Source organism: Actinocorallia libanotica, assembly GCF_039525175.1.
Taxonomy (GTDB): Bacteria; Actinomycetota; Actinomycetes; order Streptosporangiales; family Streptosporangiaceae; genus Actinocorallia; species Actinocorallia libanotica.
Genome location: NZ_BAAAHH010000002.1, coordinates 243,722 through 266,246 on the forward strand (window position 1 = coordinate 243,722; position 22,525 = coordinate 266,246).

The window sequence follows — 22,525 nt, forward strand, 5'->3', positions numbered from 1 at the left end:
TGGGGAGAATGCGGAAGCTTCTCGCGATCCCTCTGGGCCTCTTCGGCGCCGGCACTGTCACCTTCGCCTACGCCTCGGTCATCGAGCGCAACTGGTTCCATCTGCGCCGCTCTGAGGTGCCCGTGCTGAAGCCCGGCAGTCAACCCGTGAAGATCCTCCACATCTCGGACACGCACCTGACGCCGTCCCGCACCCGCATGATCCACTGGGTCCGCGCCCTGGACACCCTCGAACCCGACCTGGTCGTCAACACCGGAGACTCGATCTCCCACCGCGACGCCATCGGCCCGTTCCTGGAGCTGCTGGGCCCCCTCCTGGACCGCCCCGGCGTCTTCGTCTACGGCTCCAACGACTACTTCTCCCCCACGTTCAAGAACCCGGCCCGCTACATCTGGCGCACCTCCAAGTCCGACTACTCCCGCAGCAACCGCGCTCCCGACCTCCCCTACAAGGAGCTCGGCGCCGCCCTGAAGTCCGCCGGCTGGCTCGACCTCAACAACCGCATGGGCCGCCTCAAGATCGCCGGCCTGGACATCGAGTTCGCCGGCGTCGGCGACTCCCACGTCAACCTGGACGACTACGACAAGATCGCCGGTCCGGTCGACCCCCGCGCCGACCTCACCATCGGCGTCATGCACAGCCCCGAGCCCCGCAACCTCGACCGCTTCGCCGCCGACGGCTACCAGCTCCTCCTCGCCGGCCACACCCACGGCGGCCAGGTCTGCGCCCCCTTCTACGGCGCCCTCGCCACCAACTGCGGCATCGAACGCGAACGCGTCAAGGGCCTCCACCGCCACCAGGACTCCTGGCTCCACGTCAGCGCGGGCCTGGGCACCTCCCCCACGGCCCCCTTCCGCTTCTGCTGCCCCCCGGAGGCCACCCTCCTCACCCTCACGCCCCGACTCTCCTGACCTGGGGCTCCCGGGGTTTCCCTTAACCGATTCCCGGTCACCCCCCAATGTCCTGTAGACTCTCCGAGGTGCCAGAGACCGGCAGGTCTTTGATACACCGGGGTGTAGCGCAGCTTGGCAGCGCGCTTCGTTCGGGACGAAGAGGCCGTGGGTTCAAATCCCGCCACCCCGACCAGTCCAGGGCCGTGATCCAGATGTGGATCACGGCCCTGAGTGCTTTCCGGATGTTCTCCGGCTGATCACGAAGTCCAGGCCGTCCGAACAAGCCGATCCCAACGGCCCGGGCCCTTCTCTCCTCCGCTCCTCCCGCACCCCGACTTTCCGGAACCGGTGTCCTCCCCCGTCCGAGAACCTTGGTTCTTCCCCATGCCGGTATCCCCGTTCGTACGCGAGGCTCCCCGGGCCTGGCGGCCCGTGATGCTCCACTGCGCCGGCCCCTGGGGATCAGGGCGGGGTGGTCAGTGCGGCTCGGCCGGGGAGTGGTCCTCGATGGTCCGGGCGAGGACGCGGATGAGGTCGTTCTCCGCTTCGGTGCGCCAGACGAGGGCGTAGGTGAGGGGCGTCATGTCGGGGAGCGGCAGGAACCGGATGTGGCGCATCGCCCAGTAGCCGGTGACGTGGGCGGGAAAGGGATGGATGATCTCGCCGGTGCCCACGAGGTGGATGATCTCGTCGGCGTGCCCGACGGATTGGACGCGGTCGATCGTCCGTCCGCGCGGGGTGCGGAAGGGGAGGTAGCCGTCCTCCCACAGTTCGGGCATGCCGGGCACACCCGCATGGGCGAAGTCGGCGAGCGCCTCGACGGGGATCGATGCGAGCCCGGCCAGTTCGTGGGAGGCGGAGACGGCGAGCACGCGGGGGTCGGTGAACAGGACCGGGCCGACGGTGAGGTCCGGCTCCTCGACCGGCAGCCAGGTGATGAGCGCATCGACGTCGCCGGCGCGGAGCGTGCCGAAGGGGTCGGCGAACGAGGTGTGCCGCAGGATGAGTTCGTAGTCCGGGTGACGTGCCCGGAAGGCGTCCCAGATGCGGTTCAGGCCTGGACCGTTGAACGGCATCATGCCGACCGTCAAGCGGTCCGTGATGCCCCGCGCCGATCGGCGGGCCCGCTCCAGGCTGTCCCGCAGACCCGCGTAGATGGGCAGGAGGTCGTGCCTGAGCGAGACGCCCAGCGCGGTGAGCCGGACCTGACGGCGGTTGGACCGGTCGAACAGGACGCCGCCGATCCGGCGTTCCTGCTGTGCGACGGCCTGGCTGACCCGGGCCTGGGAGAGGTGAAGCCGGGCCGCGGTGCGGCCGAAGTGCAGCTCTTCGGCGAGGGTCAGGAAGATCTCGATGTCCCGGAGTTCCACTCCATCCTCTTTACCATAAGCGCGAGTAATCAGATCATGCGACAACGCGGCATTGATGATCTCATGGCCCTGCCAGAGGGTTGGATCATGACCGAACACGCCCGAGGAAACCGGCCTTCGTCCACGGCCGCCACCGCGACCCCGTCCAGGTGGGCGAGAGCGCCAAGGCGATCGCCGGCCATGGCGGCGATCCGAAAGCGCCCCGCGTAGCCGAGTCCGAATACGGCGCGCTGAAGCAGGCCGGAACCCGTCGACGGCTTCGGGACATCGGTCAGTTTTCAAGAAGCACCAGCCGGACCTCCGCTTCTACGGTGGATCACCGGCGACCTGATCAACTCTCTGTGGGGAATCAACATGAAGGCACACGTCAGCTCGATCCTTCTCGGTGTCCGTGACATGGACAGGGCCAAGCGGTTCTACACCGATCTCGGGTGGGAGATCCAGAACGACTTCGGCGTCTCGGTGTTCTTCACCTCCGACGGCGCCTCACCGGTCGGCTTCTACAGCCGTGAGGGCCTGGCCGCTCAGGTCGGCACCGACCAGGACGGCAGCGGTTTCAGCGGGCTGGTCCTGACCTACGTCGTCCGCAGCGAGGCCCGGGTCGACGAGGTCATGGCGGAAGCCGAGAAGGCCGGCGCCACGATCCTCAAGCCCGCGGGCGCCCTGCCGTGGGGCGGCTACGGCGGCACCTTCGCCGACCCGGACGGCTACATCTGGAGCCTCGGCTACAGCGACCGGGGAACCGACCAGCCCTACGCGGAGTAGCCGCGGTCGTCGCCTCACCGGCGTCCGAACAGCGGGCCGCCCCGCCCGCACCGCGTATCTCGCAAGCAGAACTCCGCACGGCGACGCGATCGCCGTGCGGAGGCATCACCCCCCACCCTCACCCCCCTTGAAGGAAAGATCATGCAGAAACGCCTCATGACCTGTCTGTACTGGTTTCTCGCCTCCCAATTCATGCTGGGCGCCGTGACCAAGTACTGGCCGGGCGACACGATCTTCAGCTCCGCCTACTCGGTGAAGTTCATCGAGTGGGGATACCCGTCCTGGATGCGCTTCGTGGTCGGCGCCCTCGAAGGCATCGCCGCCATCCTGCTCGTGATCCCCGATCGACGGACACGCTTCCTGGGCTCCACGATGTTGATGTTCGTCCTCACCGGCGCGGCCACCACCCACATCATCAACCACGACCCGGCGGCCGAGAGCTGGGCGGCACCGACCCACCTCGTCATCATGGGCATCCTCGCGCTGGCCAACTGGCCCACCGACTGGCGAGACCTCCTGCGCGCCCCCGCCGTCCGGTCGGGGATCGCCGCACCGGCGACATCGGCGAGCGTGCCGAAGTCCGTGCCCGCCGCGTGACGCTGCCCATCTCAATGCCAGGCGGACCTCACATGGTCTCACCCGGCCTGGCCGCCGAACGGGAGGGAAGCTCACGCGATCATCTCTGAGCCGGCGTTTGCGGCCGCTGTACAGCCGCGATTCCGGGACGAAGAGGCCGCGGGTTCGAATACCGCCGCCCCGACCGGTCCAGGGCCGTGATCCAGATGCGGATCACGGCCCTCAGTGTTTTCCGGGTGTTCTCCGAGGCCGGTTCCAGGGCTTCGTCAGTTCCTCGGAACTCGTGGTCGTACCGGCGGTTGAAGGTCCGCGGCAGCACGCGGTCAGCCGATGTCGAGGCGGGCGGTGGTGCGGAGGAGGCCGGGGGCGAAGCGGCTGATGAGGCGGGCCGCTTTGGACTCGAAGGTGACGGGGACGACGGCGCGGTCTTGGGTTACGGCGCGCAGGATTTCCTCGGCGACCTTTTCCGGGGGGAAGCCGCGCCTGGCGTACAGGCCGGAGACTCGTTTCTGTTTGGCCGCCTGCTGGGCGTTGTCGAGGCCGGAGAAGGTGGTGGTCTTGGTGATGTTGGTGTTGACGATGCCGGGGCAGATCGCGGAGACGCCGATGCCGAAGCCGGACATCTCGGCGCGCAGGCAGTCGGAGAGCATGAGGACGGCCGCTTTGCTGGTGGCGTAGGCGGTGAGCATCTTCGACGGTAGGTACGCGGCGGCGGAGGCGAGGTTGACTATGTGGCCGCCTTCGCCGCGTTCGGCCATCAGGGTGCCGAAGGCGCGGCAGCCGTGGATGACGCCCCACAGGTTGACGTCGAGGACGCGCTGCCACTCCTGCTCGGTGGTCTCCAGGAAGGTGCCGGAGTGCCCTATGCCCGCGTTGTTGACGACGATGTCGGGTACGCCGCGCTCGGCGGCCACTTCGGCGGCGAAGGCGTCGACTGCGGGGCCGTCGGAGACGTCCACCTTCCAGGAGCGGGCGTTCGCTCCCAGCAGCCGGGACAGTTCGGCGGTGCGTTCTACGGCGTCGAGGTCGAGGTCGCACAGGGCGAGGTCGGCGCCCTGTTCGGCGAACGCGAGGGCGGTGGCCCTGCCGATGCCGCTGCCCGCCCCGGTGACGACGGCGAGCTTTCCGGAGAAGGGCTTCCGCGGGGACCGGGCGGCGGAGGCCGCCGGAGTGGGGCGGCCCTCCTGGTGGGCGACGAATTCCCTGACCATACGGGCCACGGTGGGTCCTTTCTCCAGAAGCGCCGACCAGTGGGTGGCGCGAAGGGTGCGGCGCCGGAGGTCCGGGACCCATCGGTCGAGGTCCTCGGCGAGCGCCCCGCTCACGTAGTGGTCCTGTTGGAGGCCGATGAGCTGCACGGGAACGGTGGTGGGGCGGAGCCGGGGGCGCAGGAGACGGGGCAGCATGTTGGCGCGGTAGAGGTCGATTCCGCGTACGGCGTCGTCGGCCAGTGTCGGCTGCGGGTGGCCGGGCCGGGGGCTCACGCCTTCCACGACGCGCAGCACGGTGCCCCAGCGTGCGGCGAGACCGTGCCGCCACGTGGCCGGGGCGATGGCGGGGAGGTGGAAGGCGACGATGTACCAGGAATGCGCGAGCTGGCCCAGCAATTGGCGGACGCTGCGCGGTGCGGGCCGGGTGAGTCGGCGGCGGATCCAGTGCCCGACGTGGTCCAGGCACGGTCCGGAGATCGAGGTGTACGAGGCGATCCGGCGGGCCGCGTCGGGGCGGGTGACCGCCTCCCAGGACTGGATGGACCCCCAGTCGTGGGCGACCACGTGGACGGGGCGGTCGGGGCTGACCGCGTCGGCCACGGCGAACAGGTCGGCGGCGAGCAGTTCCAGCCGGTAGTCGCGGCGTTCGGCCGGCCGTCCCGAGGCGCCCGCGCCGCGCACGTCGTAGCGCACGACGTGGTGGTCGGCGGCGAGCGACGCGGCGACGTCGTCCCAGACCTGGTGGGTGTCGGGGTAGCCGTGCACGAGCAGGACCGTGGGGAGGTTCGGATCGCCCTGCTCGTACACGGCCAGGGGGACACCGGCGCCGGTGATCATGCGCGGATTCGTCGGTTCGGTGGTCATCGTCCCTCTTCCCAGCGCCGCACGTGCGGCAGGTCGTCGTCGAGCCAGTAGGCGTCGTCCTCGGTCACGACCAGCAGTTCCTCGAACTTCACGCCCACGTCGCGGAATCCGATGTGCGGTTCGACCGCCCACAGCCCCGGGGTGGGCGCGTGCCGGGAGAGGCGGCCGCCGGCCCACAACGGGAAGCGGCCGTGCAGAGGCTCGCTGACGAGCTCCCGTCCCAGGGTCTGCAGGGTGCGCGCGCCGAAGCCGAAGACGGTCACGCCGGCGGGCAGGCGGGACTCCATCCGCGTCACCTGGTGGCCGATGACCCGGCCGGGATAGCGCCTGTGCCGGTTGTCGTAGCCGTGTCGGACGATGAGCGCGTCCACGGAGGCGTACACCTCGGCGAGGGGCTTGCGCGCCTTCACTTCCCGGACGATCAGCTCGCGGTACTCGCGCAGGTCGAAGGCGATCTTCTCCCAGATCGGATTGTCGCCGATCTTTCCGGCGTAGCCGATGTCGGCGGTGTAGCCGTCGACGACGGGGGCGCAGTCCAGGACGTACGGCATGCCCTCCTCCAGCCGGCGGCCGGTGGGGAAGAACTGCAGCGGAGTCCGGAAGTGCCGGAACGCGGACCGGTCGCCGAACCAGGCGAACGGCACGTGGAAGAAGTCCTGGACGCCTTCGGACACCAGCTCGCGCCGGAGCCGGGCCGCCGCCTGGCGTTCGGTGATGCCCGGCCCCAGCCAGTCGCCGACCCGCTGGGCGCAGGCGTAGGAGAGCTGCTGCAGTTCACGGAACCGGTCGAGGTCGCGTTCGTCGAACGGGAAAGACGGAGCACGCGAAGTATTCGTCCTGCGTGCGGATGCGGTGCTCATGTTTTGGCCTTCTGTCGTGGGGGGCTACAGATCCAGTTCCAGCCGGGAGCCCGCGGGGGCGCGGGAGACGCACACGCGCATCTGCCCGTCCGCCCTTTCCTGTTCGGTGAGCCTGCCGTCGCGGTGTTCGACGGTCCCGGAGGACACCCGCACCGTGCAGACGCCGCAGAAGCCCTGGCGGCAGGAGTACGGGGTCGCCGGATCCCGCTCCAGCAGGACGTGCAGGGCGGACTGGTCGGCGGGCACCGTCAGGACCTCGCCGCTGCGGCGCAGGGCCAGTTCGAAGGGTTCACCGTCGACGACCGGCGCCGCCCCGAACCGCTCGAAGTGCAGGGCTTTGGCGCCGCTGCCGTCGAAAGCCGCCCGCACGGAGTCGATCATGGGGCCCGGTCCGCAGCAGTACACGGCGGCTCCCTCCGGGGCACGGCCGAGCAGCGCGGCGCCGTCGGGCATGCCGTGCTCGTCGTCGGGCAGGATCTCCACCCGTTCGCCGCCGAGTTCCCGGAGTTCGTCACCGAACGGCATCGAGGCGCGGGAGCGGCCGGTGTGCACCAGGCGCCAGTCCAGGCCCCGGCGCGCGGCTTCTCGGACCATGGGCAGGATCGGTGTGATGCCGATGCCTCCGGCGACGAACATCACCGAGGGCTCAGCCGCGAAGGGGAAGGCGTTGCGGGGTTCCTTGACGGTGACGTGCGCGCCCACCTGCAAGGCCTCGTGTACCTCGACCGAACCGCCTCCTCCACCATCTATACGGCGAACGGCGATGCGGTAGGCGTACCGGTCGTCCGGGTCCCCGCACAGGGAGTACTGCCGCTTCCGGCCGGAGGGCAGCAGCAGGTCGAGGTGGGCGCCGGCCTGCCAGCGGGGCAGCGGCGAGCCGTCCAGGGCCGCCAACCGCAACGCGATGACGTCCTCGGCCGGGGACTCGCGGGCCGTGACCGTGAGCTCCACGCCGGTGGGCGTCGAGGGGCGCGGGCGCCGGGCGGGCCGGTCGGAGCTGGGGAGGAGCGCCATGTAACGGTCGGCGAAGGTACTCAGAACCCGCATCAGGCGGTCGTTCCGTGGCCTTCCGTACAGGTCGGGCGGTATGGCGGCGGGGTGCTGGCTCATCCGAGGGGGTCCTGTACGTCGGTCAGTGCGCGGCGGCGCGGGCGGCGGGCGAGGAGGCGAGATAGGCGATCGCCTGACGGGTCGAGCCCTCCTGCGAGGGGTGGTAACCCGGGCTGAGGTACCGCGACGCGGAGCGGGCCAGCCTGTCGAGCCGCGGCAGCACTCCGCGCCGGGCCGCGGCGGCGTAACCGCGCCAGGTGGGCTTGGCCCCGGCGGGGAGCGTGGGGTCCGCGGCCATCAGGAACCGGGCGCCGCGGATCCACAGGTGGACCAAAACCGGTCCGACGATGAACAGGCTGCGGACGCGCCGCAGGTAGCCGGGATCGAGATGCCGCAGGAGGTCGTACGCCACGCTGCGGTGCTCGACCTCCTCCGCGCCGTGCCAGCGCAGCAGGTCGAGCATGACCGGCTCGGCCCCGGAGCGCTCCAGGCCGTCGGCGTTGAGCACGAAGTCCCCGAGGAACGCGGTGAAGTGCTCCACCGCCGCGATGATCGCGACCCGCTCGACGAGATGCTCCCGGCGGCCCGCCGGCGACAGCGCCGGCCGCTCTCCCAGGATCCGCCGGAAGACGAACTCGCTCTGCGCGACGTACGGGCGCGGGTCCAGGCCCTGGGCCAGCAGATGGTCCAGGACCCCCTGGTGCGCCTCCGCGTGGACCGCCTCCTGGCCGACGAAGCCGAGCACCTCCTCGCGGAGCCGCTCGTCCGTGATCAGCGGCAGCGCCTCCCGGAAGGTGCGCACGAACCAGCGCTCCCCCTCGGGCAGAAGCAGGTGGAGGACGTTGATGACGTGGGTCGCCATCGGCTGGCCGGGGAGCCAGTGCAGGGGCAGGGCCGCCCAGTCGAACCGGACGTCCCGGGCCTGGAGGACCAGGTCGTCGTGCTCTTCGCGGGTGCTCACGGGCGTACTCCTCCATGACGAAGAGGGGTGGGGGGAGCCGCTCGCGGCGGCACCTTATTGATGGCTACTCAATAGTAGGAACTATTGACGCCACACTCAATAGAATGAGCCATGGCAAAACGCGCTTCCGGCGCCCGCGCGCCGCGGATGCCCCCCGCCGACCGGCGGATCCAGATCCTCGAAGCGGCACGCCGCAGACTGGAGACCACCCCCCTCGACGACATGTCGGTCGAGTCCGTCGCCCGCGAGGCCGGGGTCTCACCCGGGCTGCTCTTCCACTACTTCGGCTCGCAGCGGGGGTTCCGGCAGGCCGTCCTCGAGGCGGCGGCCGCCGAGCTCCTGGCCCACGTCCGCCCTGATCCGGCGCTGAGCCCCGCCGAGCAGCTCCACACCGCGATCACGACGTTCGTCACCTACGTCGCCCGGTACCCGTCCCTCTACCGGGCCGTCACCCGTCTGGGCTCAGGCGCCGGCGTGAGCTCCCTTCACCGCTCCAGCCGATCCACTCTGGCGGGATGGCTCAGCGCCGCCCTGGGGACGGCGGGCGCACCGGCCACCCCGGCGGTCACACTGGCCATCGCGGGATGGCTGGCGTACGGGGAGGAGATCGTCCTGTCCTGGCTGGACGACCCCTCGATGGAGCAGGAGGCGCTGGTCGAACTGTGCGAGCGCGGCTTCTACCAATTGATCAGAGTCGCCCTGAACGACGACGACCAGTGGCAGTGCCTCCTCCACGCCATCACCACCGCGAACCCCGGCGCGCCCTCAGGCGCCTGACACGGCGCCTCGCGCGCGATCGGCACCGATCCCGCCTTCCGGAGCCGGGTGAGCGACCCGACCCGGGCACGGTCAGGCCGCTCTCAAACGGAACTCGGGAACGGTCAGGCCGGGCAGGTGCGGTCGGCGGCGGGGAGGGTTCCGGTGCGGAGGTAGTCGATGATCGAACTGTCGACGCAGGTGTTGCCGTAGTAGCCGAAGACGCCGTGGGTGGAGGCGTCCAGGGTGATCAGGCGGGAGCTGGGCCAGCGGGCGTGCAGGGCCTGCGCGCCGGCCAAGGTGGTGCGGGTGTCGCCGCGGGCGTTGACGATCAGGGCGGGGGCGTCGGCGGTGATACGGGTGGGCGCATCTCCCGCACCGACGAGCAGACGTTGTTCGGACCGCGACCCGAATAGGCGGACGCCCTGGCGTGCCCTGCCGGGGTGTCCGGGCCGCCCGCCGGGCTTCGCCCCAGACCCCCTGAAGTGCTGCGTTTCCCCGGTTTCCGGGGTGCCGAAGGGTCCGGGAGACCCAGGGTTACGGTGAGAGGGTCGAGGGGGCGGAATGTCACTTGCACGATTTCAGCCGTACGGCACGGTGCGACAGCTGGCCACGACCGACCCGCGCGATCTGGCCGCCGCGTCGAAGGCCCTCTTCGGCTGGAACGGCGGGCAGCGGGTGTCCCGGCTGCATGGGGCGGCCATCGCGGCGGCGCGTGAGCGGGTCAGGCCCGGCCGGGAGCGGATGCGGGCGCTGGTCGCCGGGCCCGGCGGGCGGCTGGCCTGGCGCCGGGTGCCCGCGCCCCCGCCGCCGGGTCCGCTGGGCGCCACGGTCCATCCGATCGCCATGGCCACCTGCGATCTGGACCGGCCACTGGTGCTCGGCCGCACGCCGTTCCCGCTGCCGCTGCAGCTCGGTCATGAGTGCGTGGCCGAGGTGGTCGCCGTCGGCTCGCAGGTGCGTACCGTGCGGGTGGGCGACCGGGTGGTGGTCCCCTTCGAGATCAACTGCGGGGAGTGCGGCGCCTGCCGGGCCGGACTGACCGGGAGCTGCCGCGCCGTGCCACCCGTGTCGATGTACGGTTTCGGGCTGGTCGGCGGGCACTGGGGCGGCGCCTACGCCGACCTGGTCGGGGTCCCGTTCGCCGACGCCATGCTCGTCCCGCTGCCCGAGGGCGTGGATCCGGCCGCGGCGGCCAGTCTGGCCGACACCGTCTGCGACGGCTTCCGGCATGTGGCCCCGCACCTGCCGCGGCTGCTGGAACGCGACCCGGACGCCGAGGTCCTGATCATCGGCGCGCTTCCCGCCCGTTACCCCTTCAGCGTCAGCACCGCCCTGTACGCCGGGTTGACGGCCCGGGCCCTGGGCGCCCGCCGGGTCACCTTCTGCGACGCCCGCGGTCAGGTGCGCGAGGAGGCCGCCGGGCTGGGCTTGGAGGCGATCCGTCCCGCCGAGCTGCGCCGCCGCGACCTGGCGCCGCTGGTGGTGGACATCAGCGGATCCCCGCGGGGCGTGCGGACCGCGCTGGCCAAGACGGCGCCCGACGGCGTGTGCAGCAGCGTGGGATCCCTGCACCACGCGGCCCGGATCCCGATCAGCCTGTCCTTCATCCGGAACGTGACCCTGCACCTCGGCCGGGCCCACACCCGCACCCTCATCCCCCAGGTGCTCGAACTCGTCACCGCCGGGACGCTGCGGCCCGAGACCGTGACCACCCGCCTGGCCGACCTCGACGACGCTCCCGAGGTCCTCGGCGACCACATGACCGGCGACGCCACCAAGACCGTCCTCACCACCGGCTGAGGACCGCTTCGCGGCACAAACGGTCCGGCGCCCTGCGGTGTCCGCCCGGTGTCGTCCCCCGCGACCCGCCTCCGGGCCGCGGTGCGGCGGGTCAGGCGGTGTTGCGGGCCTGGGGGACGGGGCGCCAGGCGTCGGCCAGGTCGGCCAGGGGGATGCCGAGGACCTCGCTGAGCTGGACGATCGTGCCGAAGCCGGGGGTGGGGAGGCGGCCGGTCTCGATCTTGCGGAGGGTTTCGGGGGAGATGCCCGCCGCCAGGGCCACCTCGGCGGGGCGGCGGTCTCCCCGGGCGGCGCGGAGGGCGAGGCCGAGGCGGCGGCCTGCGTCGATCTGTTCGGGGGCGAGCGGAAGCCGGACCATGCGCCCAACGGTAGGGCCGCGTCCCTGCCGGGGGCAACCGTCATGGTATAAAAATGCTGGTATAAAAATACCGATCATGACGCCCGAGAAGCGAGGACCACCGGTGATCGAGATCAAGTCGCCCGACCAGATCGCGCGGATGGGCGTGACGGGCCGGTTCGTCGGCGAGCTGCTCGCGGAGCTCGGCGGGATCGCCGAGGTGGGCGTCGACCTGATGGACCTGGAGCACCACGCCCGGCGGCGGATCGCCGAGCGCGGCGCGCAGTCCTGCTACTGGGACTACGCGCCCTCGTTCGGGCGGGGGCCCTTTCGCAACGTGGTGTGCCTGTCGGTCAACGACGCCGTCCTGCACGGACTGCCGCACCCCTACAAGCTGCGCGACGGCGACCTGCTCAGCATGGACATGGCGCTGAGCATCGACGGCTGGTCCGCCGACTCCGCGTACTCCGTCGTCGTCGGCACCCCCTCCGAAGACGACCTGCGGCTGATCCGCGCCACCGAGGAGGCCCTCGAAGCCGCCATCGCCACCGCCGTCCCGGGCAACCGCCTGGGAGACGTCTCCGCCGCCATCGGCGCGGTCGCCGCCTCCTACGGCTACCCGGTCAACCTGGAGTTCGGCGGCCACGGCATCGGCCGCACCATGCACGAGGACCTGCACATCCCCAACGACGGCCGGCCCGGCCGCGGCTACAAGCTCCGCCCCGGCCTGACCCTGGCGATCGAGCCCTGGTTCGCCGCCACGACCGACAGGATCGTCTACGACCCCGACGGCTGGACGATCCGCTCCGCCGACGGCTCCCGCACCGCCCACTCCGAGCACACGGTCGCCATCACCGAGGACGGCCCCCTGGTCCTCACCCGCCGGTGACCCCGGTCCCAGCAGGCATCCCGCCGGCGCACGCCGTCGTCGGCCGAACCATGACATTTCGGGAGTTCCCAACATCCACCCGCCGGTCGCCTCGCGCGTGGGAAGATCACCAAAACTTGCCGGTCATACCCGAAGGGTGACGCAATGGTCTTTCTTGTACTCATTATCGGAGTGGCGGTCCTCTGCGTCGGCCTGACGGTGGCGGCGGTCGTCGGCATGATTCTCACCAGGCGCCCCCGGTAGCCTCTGCCGCCCCGCCCCGGGTACGAGCAGCGCCGCGACGGCCACCACCTTCCCGGCGAAGGCGTGGTGGGCGGACTCTGATCCGTCCCGCCCGGCGGAGGCCGCACCCCGCGGCCGGTTCGATCCCCCTTCCGAAACGAGGGACCGGAGGCCGGGAGGGGAGCGGTGCGTTGTCCGACAGGGGCCGTACTGTTCCGTTCTGCAGGCAGGATGAGGCCACGGCCGAGGTCGGGTCGAGGCGAGCGTCCGGGGCGCGGAGACGGCGGTCTCCGCCGGTTCGGCGGGACGGTGGGGATGAGGTCAACAAAAGATCGCGAACGGGTTATAGTTCGGGGACGAATGCGGCCCCATGGCCATCACCTTGCGATGGGATGTGCCCGTGCATCTGCGTGACGAGGCCGAGGCCGTACTGCGGGCCTGGGACGTCCTGGAGCGGGAGCGCGGGGGCGAGCCCGTCGTCGACTTCGACTGCGCGCCCGTGGCGGCGGAGGTCGAGGCGGCTCCGGACCGGCTGTGGGTGTACCGGCGGTTGCGGGAGCTGCGCGGGCGGGCGTCCGGGGCGCTGGCCGTACGGCTGGACGGGGATCTGGCCTATCTCGGGGCACTTCTGGGACAGCGCCGGTCGTTGGACGAGTACGTCCGGGCCACGCAGGGCTGCGCGGCGGCAGGGTGGCCGGAGGAGTACGTCGTCGAACGGGGTGAGGTGGCTCGGGCGGCGCTGGAGTCCCTGGATGTGTCCTGGGGTCCGGACACCGTGGCGGAACTGGAGCACCTCGAAGGGCCGCTGCCCGTCGAGGCCGCGGGCGAGGCCATCCGGCGGGCCGCCGAGCGGTACGAGCCGGCCGTCCGCGCCCTCACGGGCGCCACGGCCTCCTACCGGCTGGCCATCGAGGCGGTCGAGGTGGACGCCTACTGGGCGTTCTGGCTCGACGGGGCGGGCGAGGACGTCCGGTTGCGGCTCAACCTCACCAACGCCCGGTTCACCGAGGCGGGGGCGCGGCGGTTCGCGCTCCACGAGGTGCTCGGGCACGGGCTGCAGAGCGTCGGCATCGGCGCGCACGGCGCCGACGCGCCCTGGCCGCGGCTGCTGTCCGTACACGTTCCCTACCAGGTGGCCCTGGAGGGGCTCGCCCAGGCGATGCCCCTGTTCGTCGCCGCCGACGACCCGGTCTTGACCGCCTGCGTCCGGTTGGACCACTATGTGCAGCTCGTCCGTTCTGAGCTCCACCTCGCCGTCAACGACGGCGCCGACCCGGTGACGTGCGCCGACCACGCCCGCGCCCGGGTCCCCTGGTGGCGCGACCGGGCCATCGCCGACCAGCTCACCGACCGCGGCGCCGACCCGTCCCTACGCTCCTACCTGTGGGCCTATCCGACCGGCCTCGACTGGTTCGCCGCCCTCGCCGAAGCCGACACCAAGGTGATCGAGAAGGTCTTCCATGCCCTATACCGAGCCCCGCTCACCCCAGCCGAACTCGCCGTCCTTCACCCCGCAGGACCGCCTTTCGGTGGCCCCGGACGTCCTGTTCGTCTACGGCCCGCTGCAGTTCCCTGAGATCCTCTTCGCCCTGCTCGGCAGGGTCCCGTCCCTCATCCCCGCCCAGGCGCCCGGCTGGCGGGCCACCGCCCTGCCCAACCACGTCTACCCGGGGCTGATCACCGCCATCGCCACCGCGCCCGGCTGCCTGATCACCGACCTCTCCCCGCAGGAATGGCGCCTCCTGGACGCCTTCGAGGACCCCCTCTACGACCTCCACCAGCTCACCCTGTCCAACGGCCGCCACGGCTGGGCCTACGTCTGCGGCCCCGAGACCGAGATCCTCCCCGCCCCGTGGTCCCCCGAGGAGTTCGGCCAGCGCCACCTCGCCACCTACGTCGACCGCTGCGCCGCCTGGCGCCGGCACTACGAGTCCCGCCAGGCCGGCTAGCCCGCCTCGGCGCGGCCCCCGTTCGAGGCAGAGACCGCCTCATGAACCCACGATCACCGGTATCCCGCCGGTAACCAGGGCCCTCGGTAGCGTTCGTGGACCGGCCGGACATAGGAGACTCCGGCCCTGGTGAGAGGCGGTTTCGCATGGACATCGTCATCTTCGGCGCGGGCGGCAGGGCCGGACGCAGAGCCGTCGCCGAGGCGCGCGGGCGCGGCCACCGCGTCACCGCCGTGGTGCGCGACCCCGCGCGCCACAGCGGCCCGGACGGCCTGCTGCCGATGGCGGGCGACGACCCGGACGGCCTGCGGCTGGTGGCCGGTGACGTCATGGACGCGGCGAGCGTCGAGCTCGCGGCCGCCGGCCATGACGCGGCCATCAGCGCCGCCGCGGACCTGGCCGTGCCCTCCCACGAGTTCTTCACCGCCTCGGCCCGCGCCCTGGCCTCCGGTCTGGTGAAGGCGGGCGTGCCCCGCCTGGTCGTGGTCGGCCTGTCCTCGGTCCTGCCCGGCGCGTCCGGCGCCCCCCTCATGGACGAGCCCGGCTATCCGAGCGAGTACCGGTCCTTCTGCCTCGGCCACGCGGCGGGCCTCGCCGAGCTGCGGACCGCCGACCTCGACTGGGCCTACGTCGCCCCCGCGGGCGACTTCGACCACGAAGGCACACCCGCCGGCCGGTACCGGATCGCCGAACACGGCGACATGGCCAGCCGCATCACCTACGCGGACTTCGCGATCGCCCTCGTCGACGAGATCGAGACCCCCCGCTCCCACCGGTCCGCCGCCAGCGTCCGGGAGGCCTGACGCCCGCTCCGCGTGATGCGGGGAGGGGACGGGTACGGGGGGAGGATGGGGAGGAAGGTGTTCCGGTGGGGGCGGGGCGCCGGGTCGCAGGCGTGGCGGCGGATGGAAGCGCAGTGGTGGCAGGTGCTCCAGTCGGCGCTGGCCGCGAGTGTGGCGTGGGTGATCGCGCTGCGGGTGGCGGGGCACCCGCAGCCGTTCTTCGCGCCGATCTCGGCGGTGGTGGCGCTGTCGTCGGCGCGGGGCGAGCGGGGGACGACCGCCGTGCGGCTGGTGCTGGGCGTGGTCGTGGGGATCCTCGTGGCGGACCTCGTCCTGATCGTGCTGGGGAGCACGCTGTGGACGCTGCCGCTCTCGGTGTTCCTCGCGATGATGACCGCCACCGCCCTCCACTCCGCCCGGGTCATGATGGTCCAGTCGGCTTCGTCCGCGGTGCTCACCCTGGTCTTCGCCAGCAGCGCGGCCGGCTGGCAGCGGCTCGTCGACGCGCTGATCGGCGCGGGCGTCGCGCTCCTGGTCGTGCAGCTCTTCTTCCCGCCCGACCCCGTCCGCCTGCTGCTGCGCTCGGTGAAGGCGGCGCTCACCGACCTGGCCGCCGGGCTGGAGACCGCGGCCCGCGCCCTGGACGACGACGACGAGGACGCCGCGCGGCAGGCGCAGGAACGCCTGTGGGAGGAGAACGACCAGCTCGCCGCCCTCGCCCAGGCGCGCCTCTTCAGCCGCCGGATCGCCCAGCGCGTCCCCCTCCGGCGCTCCCTGCGCCAGCGCGTCAGCTCCGAAGGGGAGAGCGCCCGCCTGCTCAACCTCCTCAACGCCAGCTGCGTCCTGCTCATCCGCGCCGCCCTCGCCCTGGCCGAACAGGACCGCGAACGCTTCGCCCCCGTCCTGCGCGACCTCGGCGAGGCGATCGGCGGCCTGGCCGACGACCCCGCCGACGAGGAGGTCCGCCGGACCGCCGCCGACCGCGCCCTCGACGCCGTCCGCCCGTTCGGCGAGATCGCCCCCACCTCCGACCCCTTCTTCGCCACCGCCGTCATGGCCGCGCGGATGGTCACCATGGACCTCCTCATGTTCACCGGCTCCGACCCCGGCGGCGCCCTCGCCGCAGTGCGCACCGGCAAGGACGACCCGGGCGTCCCGCCCCCGCCCCCCTTCACCTGAGCCCGGGCCCCGGACCGGGACCGAGACTGAGCCCGGGGCTCGGTCCAGGGTCCGGACCGGGGCTCGGACCGGGCCGAGGTTCAGACCGGGCCGGGGTTCAGACCAGACTGGGGCTCGGATCGGGCCGGGCTTCAGACCGGACCGGGGCTCAGACCAGACCGGGGCTCGGATCGGGCCGGGGTTCAGACCGAGGAGAGGGCGGTGCCGAGGGCGAAGCCGAGCATGGCGGCGAGCCCGGCGGGACGGCCGGCGCGTTCGGCCGCGGTGGGGATCATCGAGTCGATCAGCATGACGAGCGTCGCGCCCGCCGCGAACCCGTCGATCGCGCCGTTCCACGGCCCCGTCGTCACGTCGGCGACGAGATGGCCCACGACGGTGGACAGCGCGCAGACGGCGGCGACACCGAACCAGATCAGCCGGACGGTCCAGGGCGCATGCCCCGCGGCGCGCATCTCGTTCGCGGAACCGATCGCCTCGGGCAGGTTCGACACGAACACCGCGGTCAGCAGCCCGACGCTCACCCCCGTCCCGGTCGTCAGCCCGACCCCCAGCACGAGCTGCTCGGGTATCCCGTCGAGCACCGCCCCCAGCGCCAGCGCCGGCCCCGCCCCCGCGTCGGCGGGCCGCTTCCTCCCCATCCGCTCGATCACCCCGTCGAGCACGTAGTAGGCCAGCGCCCCCGCCGCCAGCCCGACCGCCATCGCGCCCGTCCCGCCGACCCGCGCCCCCTCCTGCGCCAGCTCGAACGCCACCGCCGAGATGAGCGCCCCCGCCCCGAACGCCAGCACCAGCCCGACCGTCCGCCGCGGCCACCTCCCCACCAGCCCCAGCAGCGCCCCGATGACCAGCGACGAAGCCGCGACCGCCCCCCAGAGCAGCGCCTCCCCCATGACTTCCCCCCGCTGGAACCGGTACCCGAAACGCCCGTCCCGGATTCCCCGGCTAACGAGGCACCCGACCGACCTCATCGACGATGCCCGCGCGCTCTCTGATCTCGTAGAAGGACTGGCCGATCGTCTTCTTCGCCGCCGGGATGGGCGTTATCTTTCCGTCCTCTCCTCGAGAGGCCCCGCCGTAACGCGGCCCCACGTCATCGCGGACGACCACGGACCCCACCCCTCTGCTGGCGTAGGTCAAGGGATCCACGAGGTATTCGTACCTGGAGCCGTATTCATTGACCCGGGCAATGGTCATGACCGGTCTGCCGAGCAGATCGGTATTCCCGGGCAGCACCTGGACACCGGGCACTTTGGCGATGGCGCGAAACGCCGCCGCGTGCAGACGTGGTGGTGTCAGCACGCCTTCGAAGAGCTCGGCGATCACGTGGAAGGCCTTCTGGTGCCGTCCGTCTTCGGTGAGCTCCGACAGTTCCATCTCCTTGTAGACGGGGTCCGTCAGCCGCTCTGCCGCGGCCCTCCTCTCCGCATAGAGCTTGTCCACCTTCTTGTAGGTCCGGACGAAGAGCTTGTCCGGGTCGGTGGAGAGCGTGCGCAGGTGGTCGTATTTCTGGAGCGGTGTTCGTTCATTCCGCCCGAGGTAAGGCCCGTCGATGATGGGTTTTCCGTCCCGGTCCTGTTGTGAGGATGCCTGCTGCCCGTCCATCCGTTTCCAGGTCTCGTGGAACTGGTCCATGTGACCATCACTGTCCTTGAGGTACTTCTTCTCGTAGAGCCATTGATGCGGCTGTGGACGGGTTTCCGGCCGCTGCTCGACGATCCGCGCCGCCTTCTCCAGGTAGTCGGCGGCGCTCATCGGCTGAAGAGACGACGTGAGCGTCTCCGGACCTGTTCCCGTCGGTTCCGTCGTGTTCAGGAAGAACAGCCCTCCGACCAGCGCTCCCGCCGTGGCGATCGAGGTGGCGAACACCCAGCGAAAGCGGCGGCGTGGAGCCGGGGCGTCTTCGGTGAGGAGACGGGCGCGGGCGCGGGCCTTGCTGAACGGGTCGTAGGGGGCCGCTTCGGGCCGAGCGTCGCGGAAGAGCTGGATCTCGTCGGTCATGGGGTGCCCTTCTCGCTCGTGCCGGTGGGGTCGACGCCGCCGAAGGCGCGGCGGATCTTGGCGCGGACGCGGTGGAGTTTGGAGCGGACGGTGCCTATGGGCATGCCGAGCGCGGTGGCGCACTCCTCGTAGGTGAGGTCGGCCCAGGCCACGAGGAGGAGCAGGTCGCGGTCGGCGGCGGACAGGGTGGTGAGCACCTTGGCCAAGCGGGGCTTGAGCTGGGCGGAGGTGACGCGGGCGGCGCTGCGGTCGTCGAACGACTCGGTTTCGGAGACGGGTGAGCGGGCCAGCAGGCGGTTGCGGCGGGTCTCGGCGCGGCGGTTCGCGCGGATGAGCCGGGAGGCGATGCCGTAAAGCCAGGGCCGGGCATCCTGGTGGGACAGGTCGTAGGTCGCGCGTTTGCGGAACGCCGTGAGGAAGGTGTCGGAGACGACGTCGTCGGCGAGGTCCGGGCCCAGCCGCCGGGAGACGTACCGGTGGATCGCGTCGGCGTGCCGGTCGAAGACCAGCGCGAACCGTTCGGGGTCCGCCAGCGACTCCGCTATCAGCGTCGCGTCGCGGGAGGAGGCCTCATCCTCCTCCTGCGACGCGAGCGCGGGGGGCACCGTCATGGGGGGTGATCCTCTCGCAGGGGGTGATCACCCGGTACTCGGTCGCCGCCCGGCGGGCGGTTCCCTTTTTCTTCAGCGGCACGTCCAGGCGGTGGTGCCGGTGGGGCCCGGGGTCGCCCGCCAGGACGGGGGGTGCTCCGGCCAGGTTCGCTCGACGGGGGTGCCGGTCGGCCGGGGGACGAGGATTGTGCACACGTCGGGCGGGATCGGCCGGCCTCGGTCGTACCAGCCGATCTTCGTCCAGGAGATCTGGTGGTACAGGGCCGCTCTGGCCTGCCAGGGCACGGTTCGTTCGGTGAGGACGCCGCCTTTCGGCAGGGTCGGGTCGGGGCTGTGCTCCGTTCGGAGGGGGAGCGTGATGTCGAACAGGGCCACCAGGTTGATGAGCGCCAGGGCGAGGACGGGGCGGCGGACGAGGGCGAAGACGGCGAGCAGGGCCGTGGCCGAGGCGGTGGCGAGGCCGAGTTCCAGGGAGTCGGGGTCGCGGGTCAGGAAGATGACCTCGGGGAAGTCGAAGGCGATGAACACCGCGTTGTCCAGCCGTTCTCCCGCGTACAGCGTGACGGTCTGGGCGGTGGCGGTCAGGACCACGACCGCGCCGAGGACGGCTCTGTGGTCGGTGAGGGCGCGGAGTCCGACGAGCGTGTAGGCGAGGGCGACGCAGCTCAGGTAGCGGCCGTAGGCGAAGTTGCCGACGCGGTTCTCGTCGGGGAGCGCGGCCATGGAGGCGTAGGCGATGCCGAAGGTGACGGCGCACAGGACCAGGGCCATGGGGTTGCGGCGCAGCGCCGCGGCGACCACCACGACCAGGCCCGCGCCCGCCAGGCCCCAGGTGGACGTGATGAGGTACCAGATCTGGCCCGCCGCGCCGGACAGCGCCCACGCCTGGCCGTCGAGGCCGAGGAGCCGGTCGAGGAGGTTGCCGCCGAGGTCGAGCGACCCGGACGGGTAGAGCTCCGCGAGCAGGAAGGCGTTGAGGCGGTCGACCGCCAGGTAGCCGAGAGCCGTGACGGCGAGGGCGGTGAGCGCGGGACGCCGCGCTTTCCGCACCGCGAGGAGCAGGGCCAGGACGTGGACGGCGAGGACGATCGCGCCTCGGGAGTGGACCGCGCAGGCGAAGCAGGCGAGGAGGCTCGCGGGCACCGCGGAGCCGCGGCCGCGGAGGAAGCGGTCGAGCGCGAGCAGCCAGGCCAGGACGACCACGGGGAGGACCGCGTCCGCCAGGGCGTGCCGACCGAAGACGACGACGGCGGGCAGCAGCGCGGCCGCCCAGGCCAGAGGCAGGCTCGCGTTCCCCAGCCGTTTGAGCGCCAGGTACGCCAGGGGGAAGGCCAGCGCTCCGGTCAGGGCGTTGACCAGCATGACGAGCCGGTACGCCAGGACGGGGTCGTCGGTCGCCCAGAAGACCGGGGTGAGCAGCAGCGGGTAGCCGCCCTGGTAGAAGGTGTGCCCGGACAGGTCGGCACCCGGTCCGCCGGCCAGCAGCCGCGCCGCGACGAGATATCCGGCCTCGTCGGGATGGGCCGTCGGGCCCAGCCGGTGCCACGCCAGCCCGAACCGGAACGCGGCCTGGACGAGCCACCCGAACGCCAGCAGCCGGAGAGTCCGGTTCGGTGATCCGTGCGTCGACGGACCGGCCGTCGGGCGGATTTCCGTGACGGACGACATGCGTTCCCCCCTGTTTTCGGGCGCGCGAAAGCCAGGAGATCGCGCGAAGTGCGGAATCAGGAAAGCCGAGAGATCACCAGGCGATGTCCGCGGGCGTCTCCTCGATCGAAGGAATGACGGCTTTGATCTTGCCGCCGTGGAAGAGCGTCGTGGCACCCGCCTGGAGGAGCAGTTCCGGGCCTGACGGGTGCTGCTTCACCAGGACGGGCCCGTCCACGGGATGGTCGACGACCGGTGTCAGCGGCTCTCTGAAGGAGAGTCCCTTTCCGCCGATGGGGCGTTCCGCGACGCTCAGCCGCGTGCCGGAGCCGTCCGGCCCGCTGAACACGACGACGACCTTCTTTCCGTCGGGACTGATCATCGCGTTGATCGGCCGGCGGACCGCACCGTCTTTCCGGATCCCCGATTCCTCCGTCCACCTCAGCAGCGTGGTGGTGTCGTCGGGATTCGCCGTCCGCATGAGCAGGAGTTCTCTCTGCGCTTCCCTCCCGGCCTCGGCGTCACGCAGCCGGAACATCGCCAGGCTGTGCCCGTCCGGCGAGTAGGCGAGGTTCAGCACCTTGCCCCCCGCATTCCAAGTCGTGGTGGCCCCCGCCCAGTGGTGCGCGAACAGCGGTACCCCTGGCACGCCGACGCCGCCCACGTAGCGTTCCGTGTCCCCCTCGATCACCTTCCGGCCGCAGCCCTCGAACGAGTAGGCGATCTCGTCGCCCTTCGGGGTGGTCGCCAGGTTCGCGGGCGTGCCGTCCACCGCCTCGAACGTGACAGTGCTCCCTCCCCAGCTGCTGAAACCGGCATCGGCCGAGATCTGGAGGCCGTAGACCGTGTACTTCGTGCATCCGGGCAGGGTGCCTGCGCCCAGGCGGGTCAGAAGGTAGAAGGAGCTGATCCCCTCCTTCCCGTCATCCGGGATGGCGGCGATGGACACGAAGCTCTCCCCGTTGCCCGCCTCGTTGACCTGCCGTAGCTCTCCCGTAGCGGTCGAACGGATCTCGAAGCGTGACTTCCGCTCCTTCGTCGCACCGTAGATCGCCACGTAGATCTCCGGTGCCGATCCGATGGCGAGGCTCGGCGAGCTCATGGGGATCGGCGCGTTGGACTCCCCGTCCGGCAGGACGAACGGCCCCAGCATGACGAGGGCGACGATGAGCGCCGCCCAGACGGGCACGAAACGTGGAATCCTCCGCCTCCGGGCAGCGGTGGGCAGCGGCCGAGGCCGGTCCTCCACCAGTCCCGCGGTCCCGTGGAGGGCCGCCTTGAGCCGGTCTTCGACGTTCATGAGGCGTCCCCCAGTTCTCGTTCGAGGGCGGACAGGGCACGGGACATGGTGGAGCGGACGGTGGAGGGCCGGATCCGCAGCGTCGTGGCGATCTCCTCGTCCGGCAGGTCGGCGTAGAACCGCAGCACCAGCACCTCCCGCTGCCGCCGGGGCAGCCGGTGCAGGGCGCGCATCACTTCCCGATGGTCCTCGCCGAGCATCGCCTGCGACTCGGCCGACCAGGCCGGAGGCTCATACCTTTCGGCGTGCCGGCGGATGAGTTTCCGGCGCCGCAGCACCGACCGGCAGCCGTTGAGCACCGCAGAACGCACGTAGGCGAGGAGTTTCTGCTCGTCCCGCAGCACCGGCGCGTTCCGGTGGAGCCGGACGAACACGTCCTGGACGACGTCCTCGGCGGTCGCCTCGTCGCCGACGAGCATCATCGCCAGCCGGACCAGCCCCGTCTGGTGCTCGCGGTAGAACGCGGGCAGCGCGGGTGACGCCCCTGTGATCACCGCACTCC

23 protein-coding genes and 1 tRNA gene are annotated in these 22,525 nt (G+C 71.4%); 11 read left to right on the plus strand and 13 right to left on the minus strand.

Annotation, left to right across the window (positions count from 1 at the left end):
• The first annotated feature begins 8 nt into the window (after nt 1–8).
• Together ABD140_RS04180 and ABD140_RS04185 are read left to right on the plus strand one after the other, a co-directional pair.
• Nucleotides 9–911, plus strand: coding sequence for a metallophosphoesterase (locus ABD140_RS04180; RefSeq protein WP_344236861.1), 903 nt, complete (start codon nt 9–11; stop codon nt 909–911).
• Between the two features lie 98 nt (nt 912–1,009).
• Nucleotides 1,010–1,086: transfer RNA gene (locus ABD140_RS04185), tRNA-Pro, on the plus strand.
• Nucleotides 1,087–1,369: 283 nt separating this feature from the next.
• On the opposite strand, the gene ABD140_RS04190 is transcribed toward ABD140_RS04185, so the two are convergent.
• On the minus strand, nt 1,370–2,263 hold the full coding sequence (locus ABD140_RS04190; protein ID WP_344236862.1) for a LysR family transcriptional regulator: 894 nt from the start codon (nt 2,261–2,263) through the stop codon (nt 1,370–1,372).
• A gap of 354 nt (nt 2,264–2,617) precedes the next feature.
• Here ABD140_RS04190 and ABD140_RS04195 point away from each other — a divergent pair, with 354 nt between their 5' ends.
• Both ABD140_RS04195 and ABD140_RS04200 read left to right on the plus strand, forming a co-directional pair.
• Nucleotides 2,618–3,028, plus strand: a complete 411-nt coding sequence (locus ABD140_RS04195) for a VOC family protein (protein ID WP_344236864.1) — start codon at nt 2,618–2,620, stop codon at nt 3,026–3,028.
• Between the two features lie 141 nt (nt 3,029–3,169).
• The gene (locus ABD140_RS04200; RefSeq protein WP_344236866.1) at nt 3,170–3,625 is read left to right on the plus strand and encodes a DoxX family protein; all 456 of its coding nucleotides are present in this window, start codon (nt 3,170–3,172) and stop codon (nt 3,623–3,625) included.
• Nucleotides 3,626–3,927: 302 nt separating this feature from the next.
• Here ABD140_RS04200 and ABD140_RS04205 read toward each other — a convergent pair whose 3' ends face one another.
• The 4 genes from ABD140_RS04205 to ABD140_RS04220 form a co-directional block, all read right to left on the minus strand.
• On the minus strand, nt 3,928–5,679 hold the full coding sequence (locus ABD140_RS04205; RefSeq protein ID WP_344236868.1) for an SDR family oxidoreductase: 1,752 nt from the start codon (nt 5,677–5,679) through the stop codon (nt 3,928–3,930).
• Entirely contained in the window at nt 5,676–6,539 is an 864-nt protein-coding gene (locus ABD140_RS04210; RefSeq protein ID WP_344236870.1) for a M24 family metallopeptidase, read from the minus strand. Before ABD140_RS04210 ends, ABD140_RS04205 begins: the two co-directional genes overlap by 4 nt.
• Nucleotides 6,540–6,563: 24 nt before the next feature.
• Entirely contained in the window at nt 6,564–7,586 is a 1,023-nt protein-coding gene (locus tag ABD140_RS04215) for a PDR/VanB family oxidoreductase (RefSeq protein WP_344236872.1), read from the minus strand.
• An 85-nt stretch (nt 7,587–7,671) separates the two neighbouring features.
• Nucleotides 7,672–8,550: a metal-dependent hydrolase gene (locus ABD140_RS04220; RefSeq protein WP_344236874.1), complete on the minus strand. Its 879-nt coding sequence runs from the start codon at nt 8,548–8,550 to the stop codon at nt 7,672–7,674.
• A 111-nt stretch (nt 8,551–8,661) separates the two neighbouring features.
• Between ABD140_RS04220 and ABD140_RS04225 the strand changes: the two genes are divergently transcribed.
• On the plus strand, nt 8,662–9,327 hold the full coding sequence (locus ABD140_RS04225) for a TetR/AcrR family transcriptional regulator (protein ID WP_344236876.1): 666 nt from the start codon (nt 8,662–8,664) through the stop codon (nt 9,325–9,327).
• A gap of 104 nt (nt 9,328–9,431) precedes the next feature.
• On the opposite strand, the gene ABD140_RS04230 is transcribed toward ABD140_RS04225, so the two are convergent.
• Nucleotides 9,432–9,872, minus strand: a complete 441-nt coding sequence (locus tag ABD140_RS04230; protein ID WP_344237279.1) for an alpha/beta hydrolase — start codon at nt 9,870–9,872, stop codon at nt 9,432–9,434.
• Here ABD140_RS04230 and ABD140_RS04235 point away from each other — a divergent pair.
• Entirely contained in the window at nt 9,871–11,109 is a 1,239-nt protein-coding gene (locus tag ABD140_RS04235) for an alcohol dehydrogenase catalytic domain-containing protein (RefSeq protein WP_344236878.1), read from the plus strand. The genes ABD140_RS04230 and ABD140_RS04235 overlap by 2 nt on opposite strands.
• Before the next feature lie 91 nt (nt 11,110–11,200).
• On the opposite strand, the gene ABD140_RS04240 is transcribed toward ABD140_RS04235, so the two are convergent.
• The gene (locus ABD140_RS04240; protein WP_344236880.1) at nt 11,201–11,467 is read right to left on the minus strand and encodes a helix-turn-helix domain-containing protein; all 267 of its coding nucleotides are present in this window, start codon (nt 11,465–11,467) and stop codon (nt 11,201–11,203) included.
• A gap of 103 nt (nt 11,468–11,570) precedes the next feature.
• On the opposite strand from ABD140_RS04240, the gene map reads away from it, so the two are divergent.
• The 5 genes from map to ABD140_RS04265 all read left to right on the plus strand — a co-directional run bounded on the left by map (nt 11,571) and on the right by ABD140_RS04265 (nt 16,467).
• A complete protein-coding gene (map, locus tag ABD140_RS04245; protein WP_344237281.1) occupies nt 11,571–12,335 on the plus strand; it encodes a type I methionyl aminopeptidase in 765 nt (254 codons plus the stop codon).
• A gap of 622 nt (nt 12,336–12,957) precedes the next feature.
• Entirely contained in the window at nt 12,958–14,133 is a 1,176-nt protein-coding gene (locus tag ABD140_RS04250; RefSeq protein WP_344236882.1) for a hypothetical protein, read from the plus strand.
• Nucleotides 14,087–14,506, plus strand: a complete 420-nt coding sequence (locus ABD140_RS04255) for a gamma-glutamylcyclotransferase family protein (RefSeq protein WP_344236884.1) — start codon at nt 14,087–14,089, stop codon at nt 14,504–14,506. Before ABD140_RS04250 ends, ABD140_RS04255 begins: the two co-directional genes overlap by 47 nt.
• 146 nt (nt 14,507–14,652) lie before the next feature.
• Nucleotides 14,653–15,309, plus strand: coding sequence for an NAD(P)-dependent oxidoreductase (locus ABD140_RS04260; protein WP_344236886.1), 657 nt, complete (start codon nt 14,653–14,655; stop codon nt 15,307–15,309).
• Between the two features lie 102 nt (nt 15,310–15,411).
• Nucleotides 15,412–16,467 carry an FUSC family protein gene (locus ABD140_RS04265; RefSeq protein WP_344236888.1) on the plus strand — a complete coding sequence of 352 codons (1,056 nt, stop codon included), beginning with the start codon at nt 15,412–15,414 and terminating at the stop codon, nt 16,465–16,467.
• A 182-nt stretch (nt 16,468–16,649) separates the two neighbouring features.
• Here ABD140_RS04265 and ABD140_RS04270 read toward each other — a convergent pair whose 3' ends face one another.
• From ABD140_RS04270 to ABD140_RS04295, 6 genes are all read right to left on the minus strand, one after another.
• Nucleotides 16,650–17,357 carry a ZIP family metal transporter gene (locus ABD140_RS04270; RefSeq protein ID WP_344236890.1) on the minus strand — a complete coding sequence of 236 codons (708 nt, stop codon included), beginning with the start codon at nt 17,355–17,357 and terminating at the stop codon, nt 16,650–16,652.
• A 52-nt stretch (nt 17,358–17,409) separates the two neighbouring features.
• A complete protein-coding gene (locus tag ABD140_RS04275) occupies nt 17,410–18,465 on the minus strand; it encodes a CU044_5270 family protein (RefSeq protein ID WP_344236892.1) in 1,056 nt (351 codons plus the stop codon).
• On the minus strand, nt 18,462–19,076 hold the full coding sequence (locus tag ABD140_RS04280; protein ID WP_344236894.1) for an RNA polymerase sigma factor: 615 nt from the start codon (nt 19,074–19,076) through the stop codon (nt 18,462–18,464). The genes ABD140_RS04275 and ABD140_RS04280 overlap by 4 nt, the downstream gene beginning before the upstream one ends.
• Before the next feature lie 72 nt (nt 19,077–19,148).
• The gene (locus ABD140_RS04285; RefSeq protein WP_344236896.1) at nt 19,149–20,744 is read right to left on the minus strand and encodes a hypothetical protein; all 1,596 of its coding nucleotides are present in this window, start codon (nt 20,742–20,744) and stop codon (nt 19,149–19,151) included.
• A 73-nt stretch (nt 20,745–20,817) separates the two neighbouring features.
• Entirely contained in the window at nt 20,818–22,023 is a 1,206-nt protein-coding gene (locus ABD140_RS04290) for a hypothetical protein (protein ID WP_344236898.1), read from the minus strand.
• Nucleotides 22,020–22,517 carry an RNA polymerase sigma factor gene (locus ABD140_RS04295; RefSeq protein ID WP_344236900.1) on the minus strand — a complete coding sequence of 166 codons (498 nt, stop codon included), beginning with the start codon at nt 22,515–22,517 and terminating at the stop codon, nt 22,020–22,022. Before ABD140_RS04295 ends, ABD140_RS04290 begins: the two co-directional genes overlap by 4 nt.
• Between the last annotated feature and the right edge of the window lie 8 nt (nt 22,518–22,525).

What these genes read in the sequence shown, in the direction of transcription:
- ABD140_RS04180 (WP_344236861.1), top strand. Translation starts at nt 9, where the DNA reads ATGCGGAAGCTTCTCGCGATCCCTCTGGGCCTCTTCGGCGCCGGCACT.
- ABD140_RS04195 (WP_344236864.1), top strand. Translation starts at nt 2,618, where the DNA reads ATGAAGGCACACGTCAGCTCGATCCTTCTCGGTGTCCGTGACATGGAC.
- ABD140_RS04200 (WP_344236866.1), top strand. Translation starts at nt 3,170, where the DNA reads ATGCAGAAACGCCTCATGACCTGTCTGTACTGGTTTCTCGCCTCCCAA.
- ABD140_RS04205 (WP_344236868.1), bottom strand. Translation starts at nt 5,679, where the DNA reads ATGACCACCGAACCGACGAATCCGCGCATGATCACCGGCGCCGGTGTC.
- ABD140_RS04210 (WP_344236870.1), bottom strand. Translation starts at nt 6,539, where the DNA reads ATGAGCACCGCATCCGCACGCAGGACGAATACTTCGCGTGCTCCGTCT.
- ABD140_RS04215 (WP_344236872.1), bottom strand. Translation starts at nt 7,586, where the DNA reads ATGCGGGTTCTGAGTACCTTCGCCGACCGTTACATGGCGCTCCTCCCC.
- ABD140_RS04225 (WP_344236876.1), top strand. Translation starts at nt 8,662, where the DNA reads ATGGCAAAACGCGCTTCCGGCGCCCGCGCGCCGCGGATGCCCCCCGCC.
- ABD140_RS04235 (WP_344236878.1), top strand. Translation starts at nt 9,871, where the DNA reads ATGTCACTTGCACGATTTCAGCCGTACGGCACGGTGCGACAGCTGGCC.
- ABD140_RS04240 (WP_344236880.1), bottom strand. Translation starts at nt 11,467, where the DNA reads ATGGTCCGGCTTCCGCTCGCCCCCGAACAGATCGACGCAGGCCGCCGC.
- ABD140_RS04260 (WP_344236886.1), top strand. Translation starts at nt 14,653, where the DNA reads ATGGACATCGTCATCTTCGGCGCGGGCGGCAGGGCCGGACGCAGAGCC.
- ABD140_RS04265 (WP_344236888.1), top strand. Translation starts at nt 15,412, where the DNA reads ATGGAAGCGCAGTGGTGGCAGGTGCTCCAGTCGGCGCTGGCCGCGAGT.
- ABD140_RS04270 (WP_344236890.1), bottom strand. Translation starts at nt 17,357, where the DNA reads ATGGGGGAGGCGCTGCTCTGGGGGGCGGTCGCGGCTTCGTCGCTGGTC.
- ABD140_RS04275 (WP_344236892.1), bottom strand. Translation starts at nt 18,465, where the DNA reads ATGACCGACGAGATCCAGCTCTTCCGCGACGCTCGGCCCGAAGCGGCC.
- ABD140_RS04280 (WP_344236894.1), bottom strand. Translation starts at nt 19,076, where the DNA reads ATGACGGTGCCCCCCGCGCTCGCGTCGCAGGAGGAGGATGAGGCCTCC.
- ABD140_RS04285 (WP_344236896.1), bottom strand. Translation starts at nt 20,744, where the DNA reads ATGTCGTCCGTCACGGAAATCCGCCCGACGGCCGGTCCGTCGACGCAC.
- ABD140_RS04290 (WP_344236898.1), bottom strand. Translation starts at nt 22,023, where the DNA reads ATGAACGTCGAAGACCGGCTCAAGGCGGCCCTCCACGGGACCGCGGGA.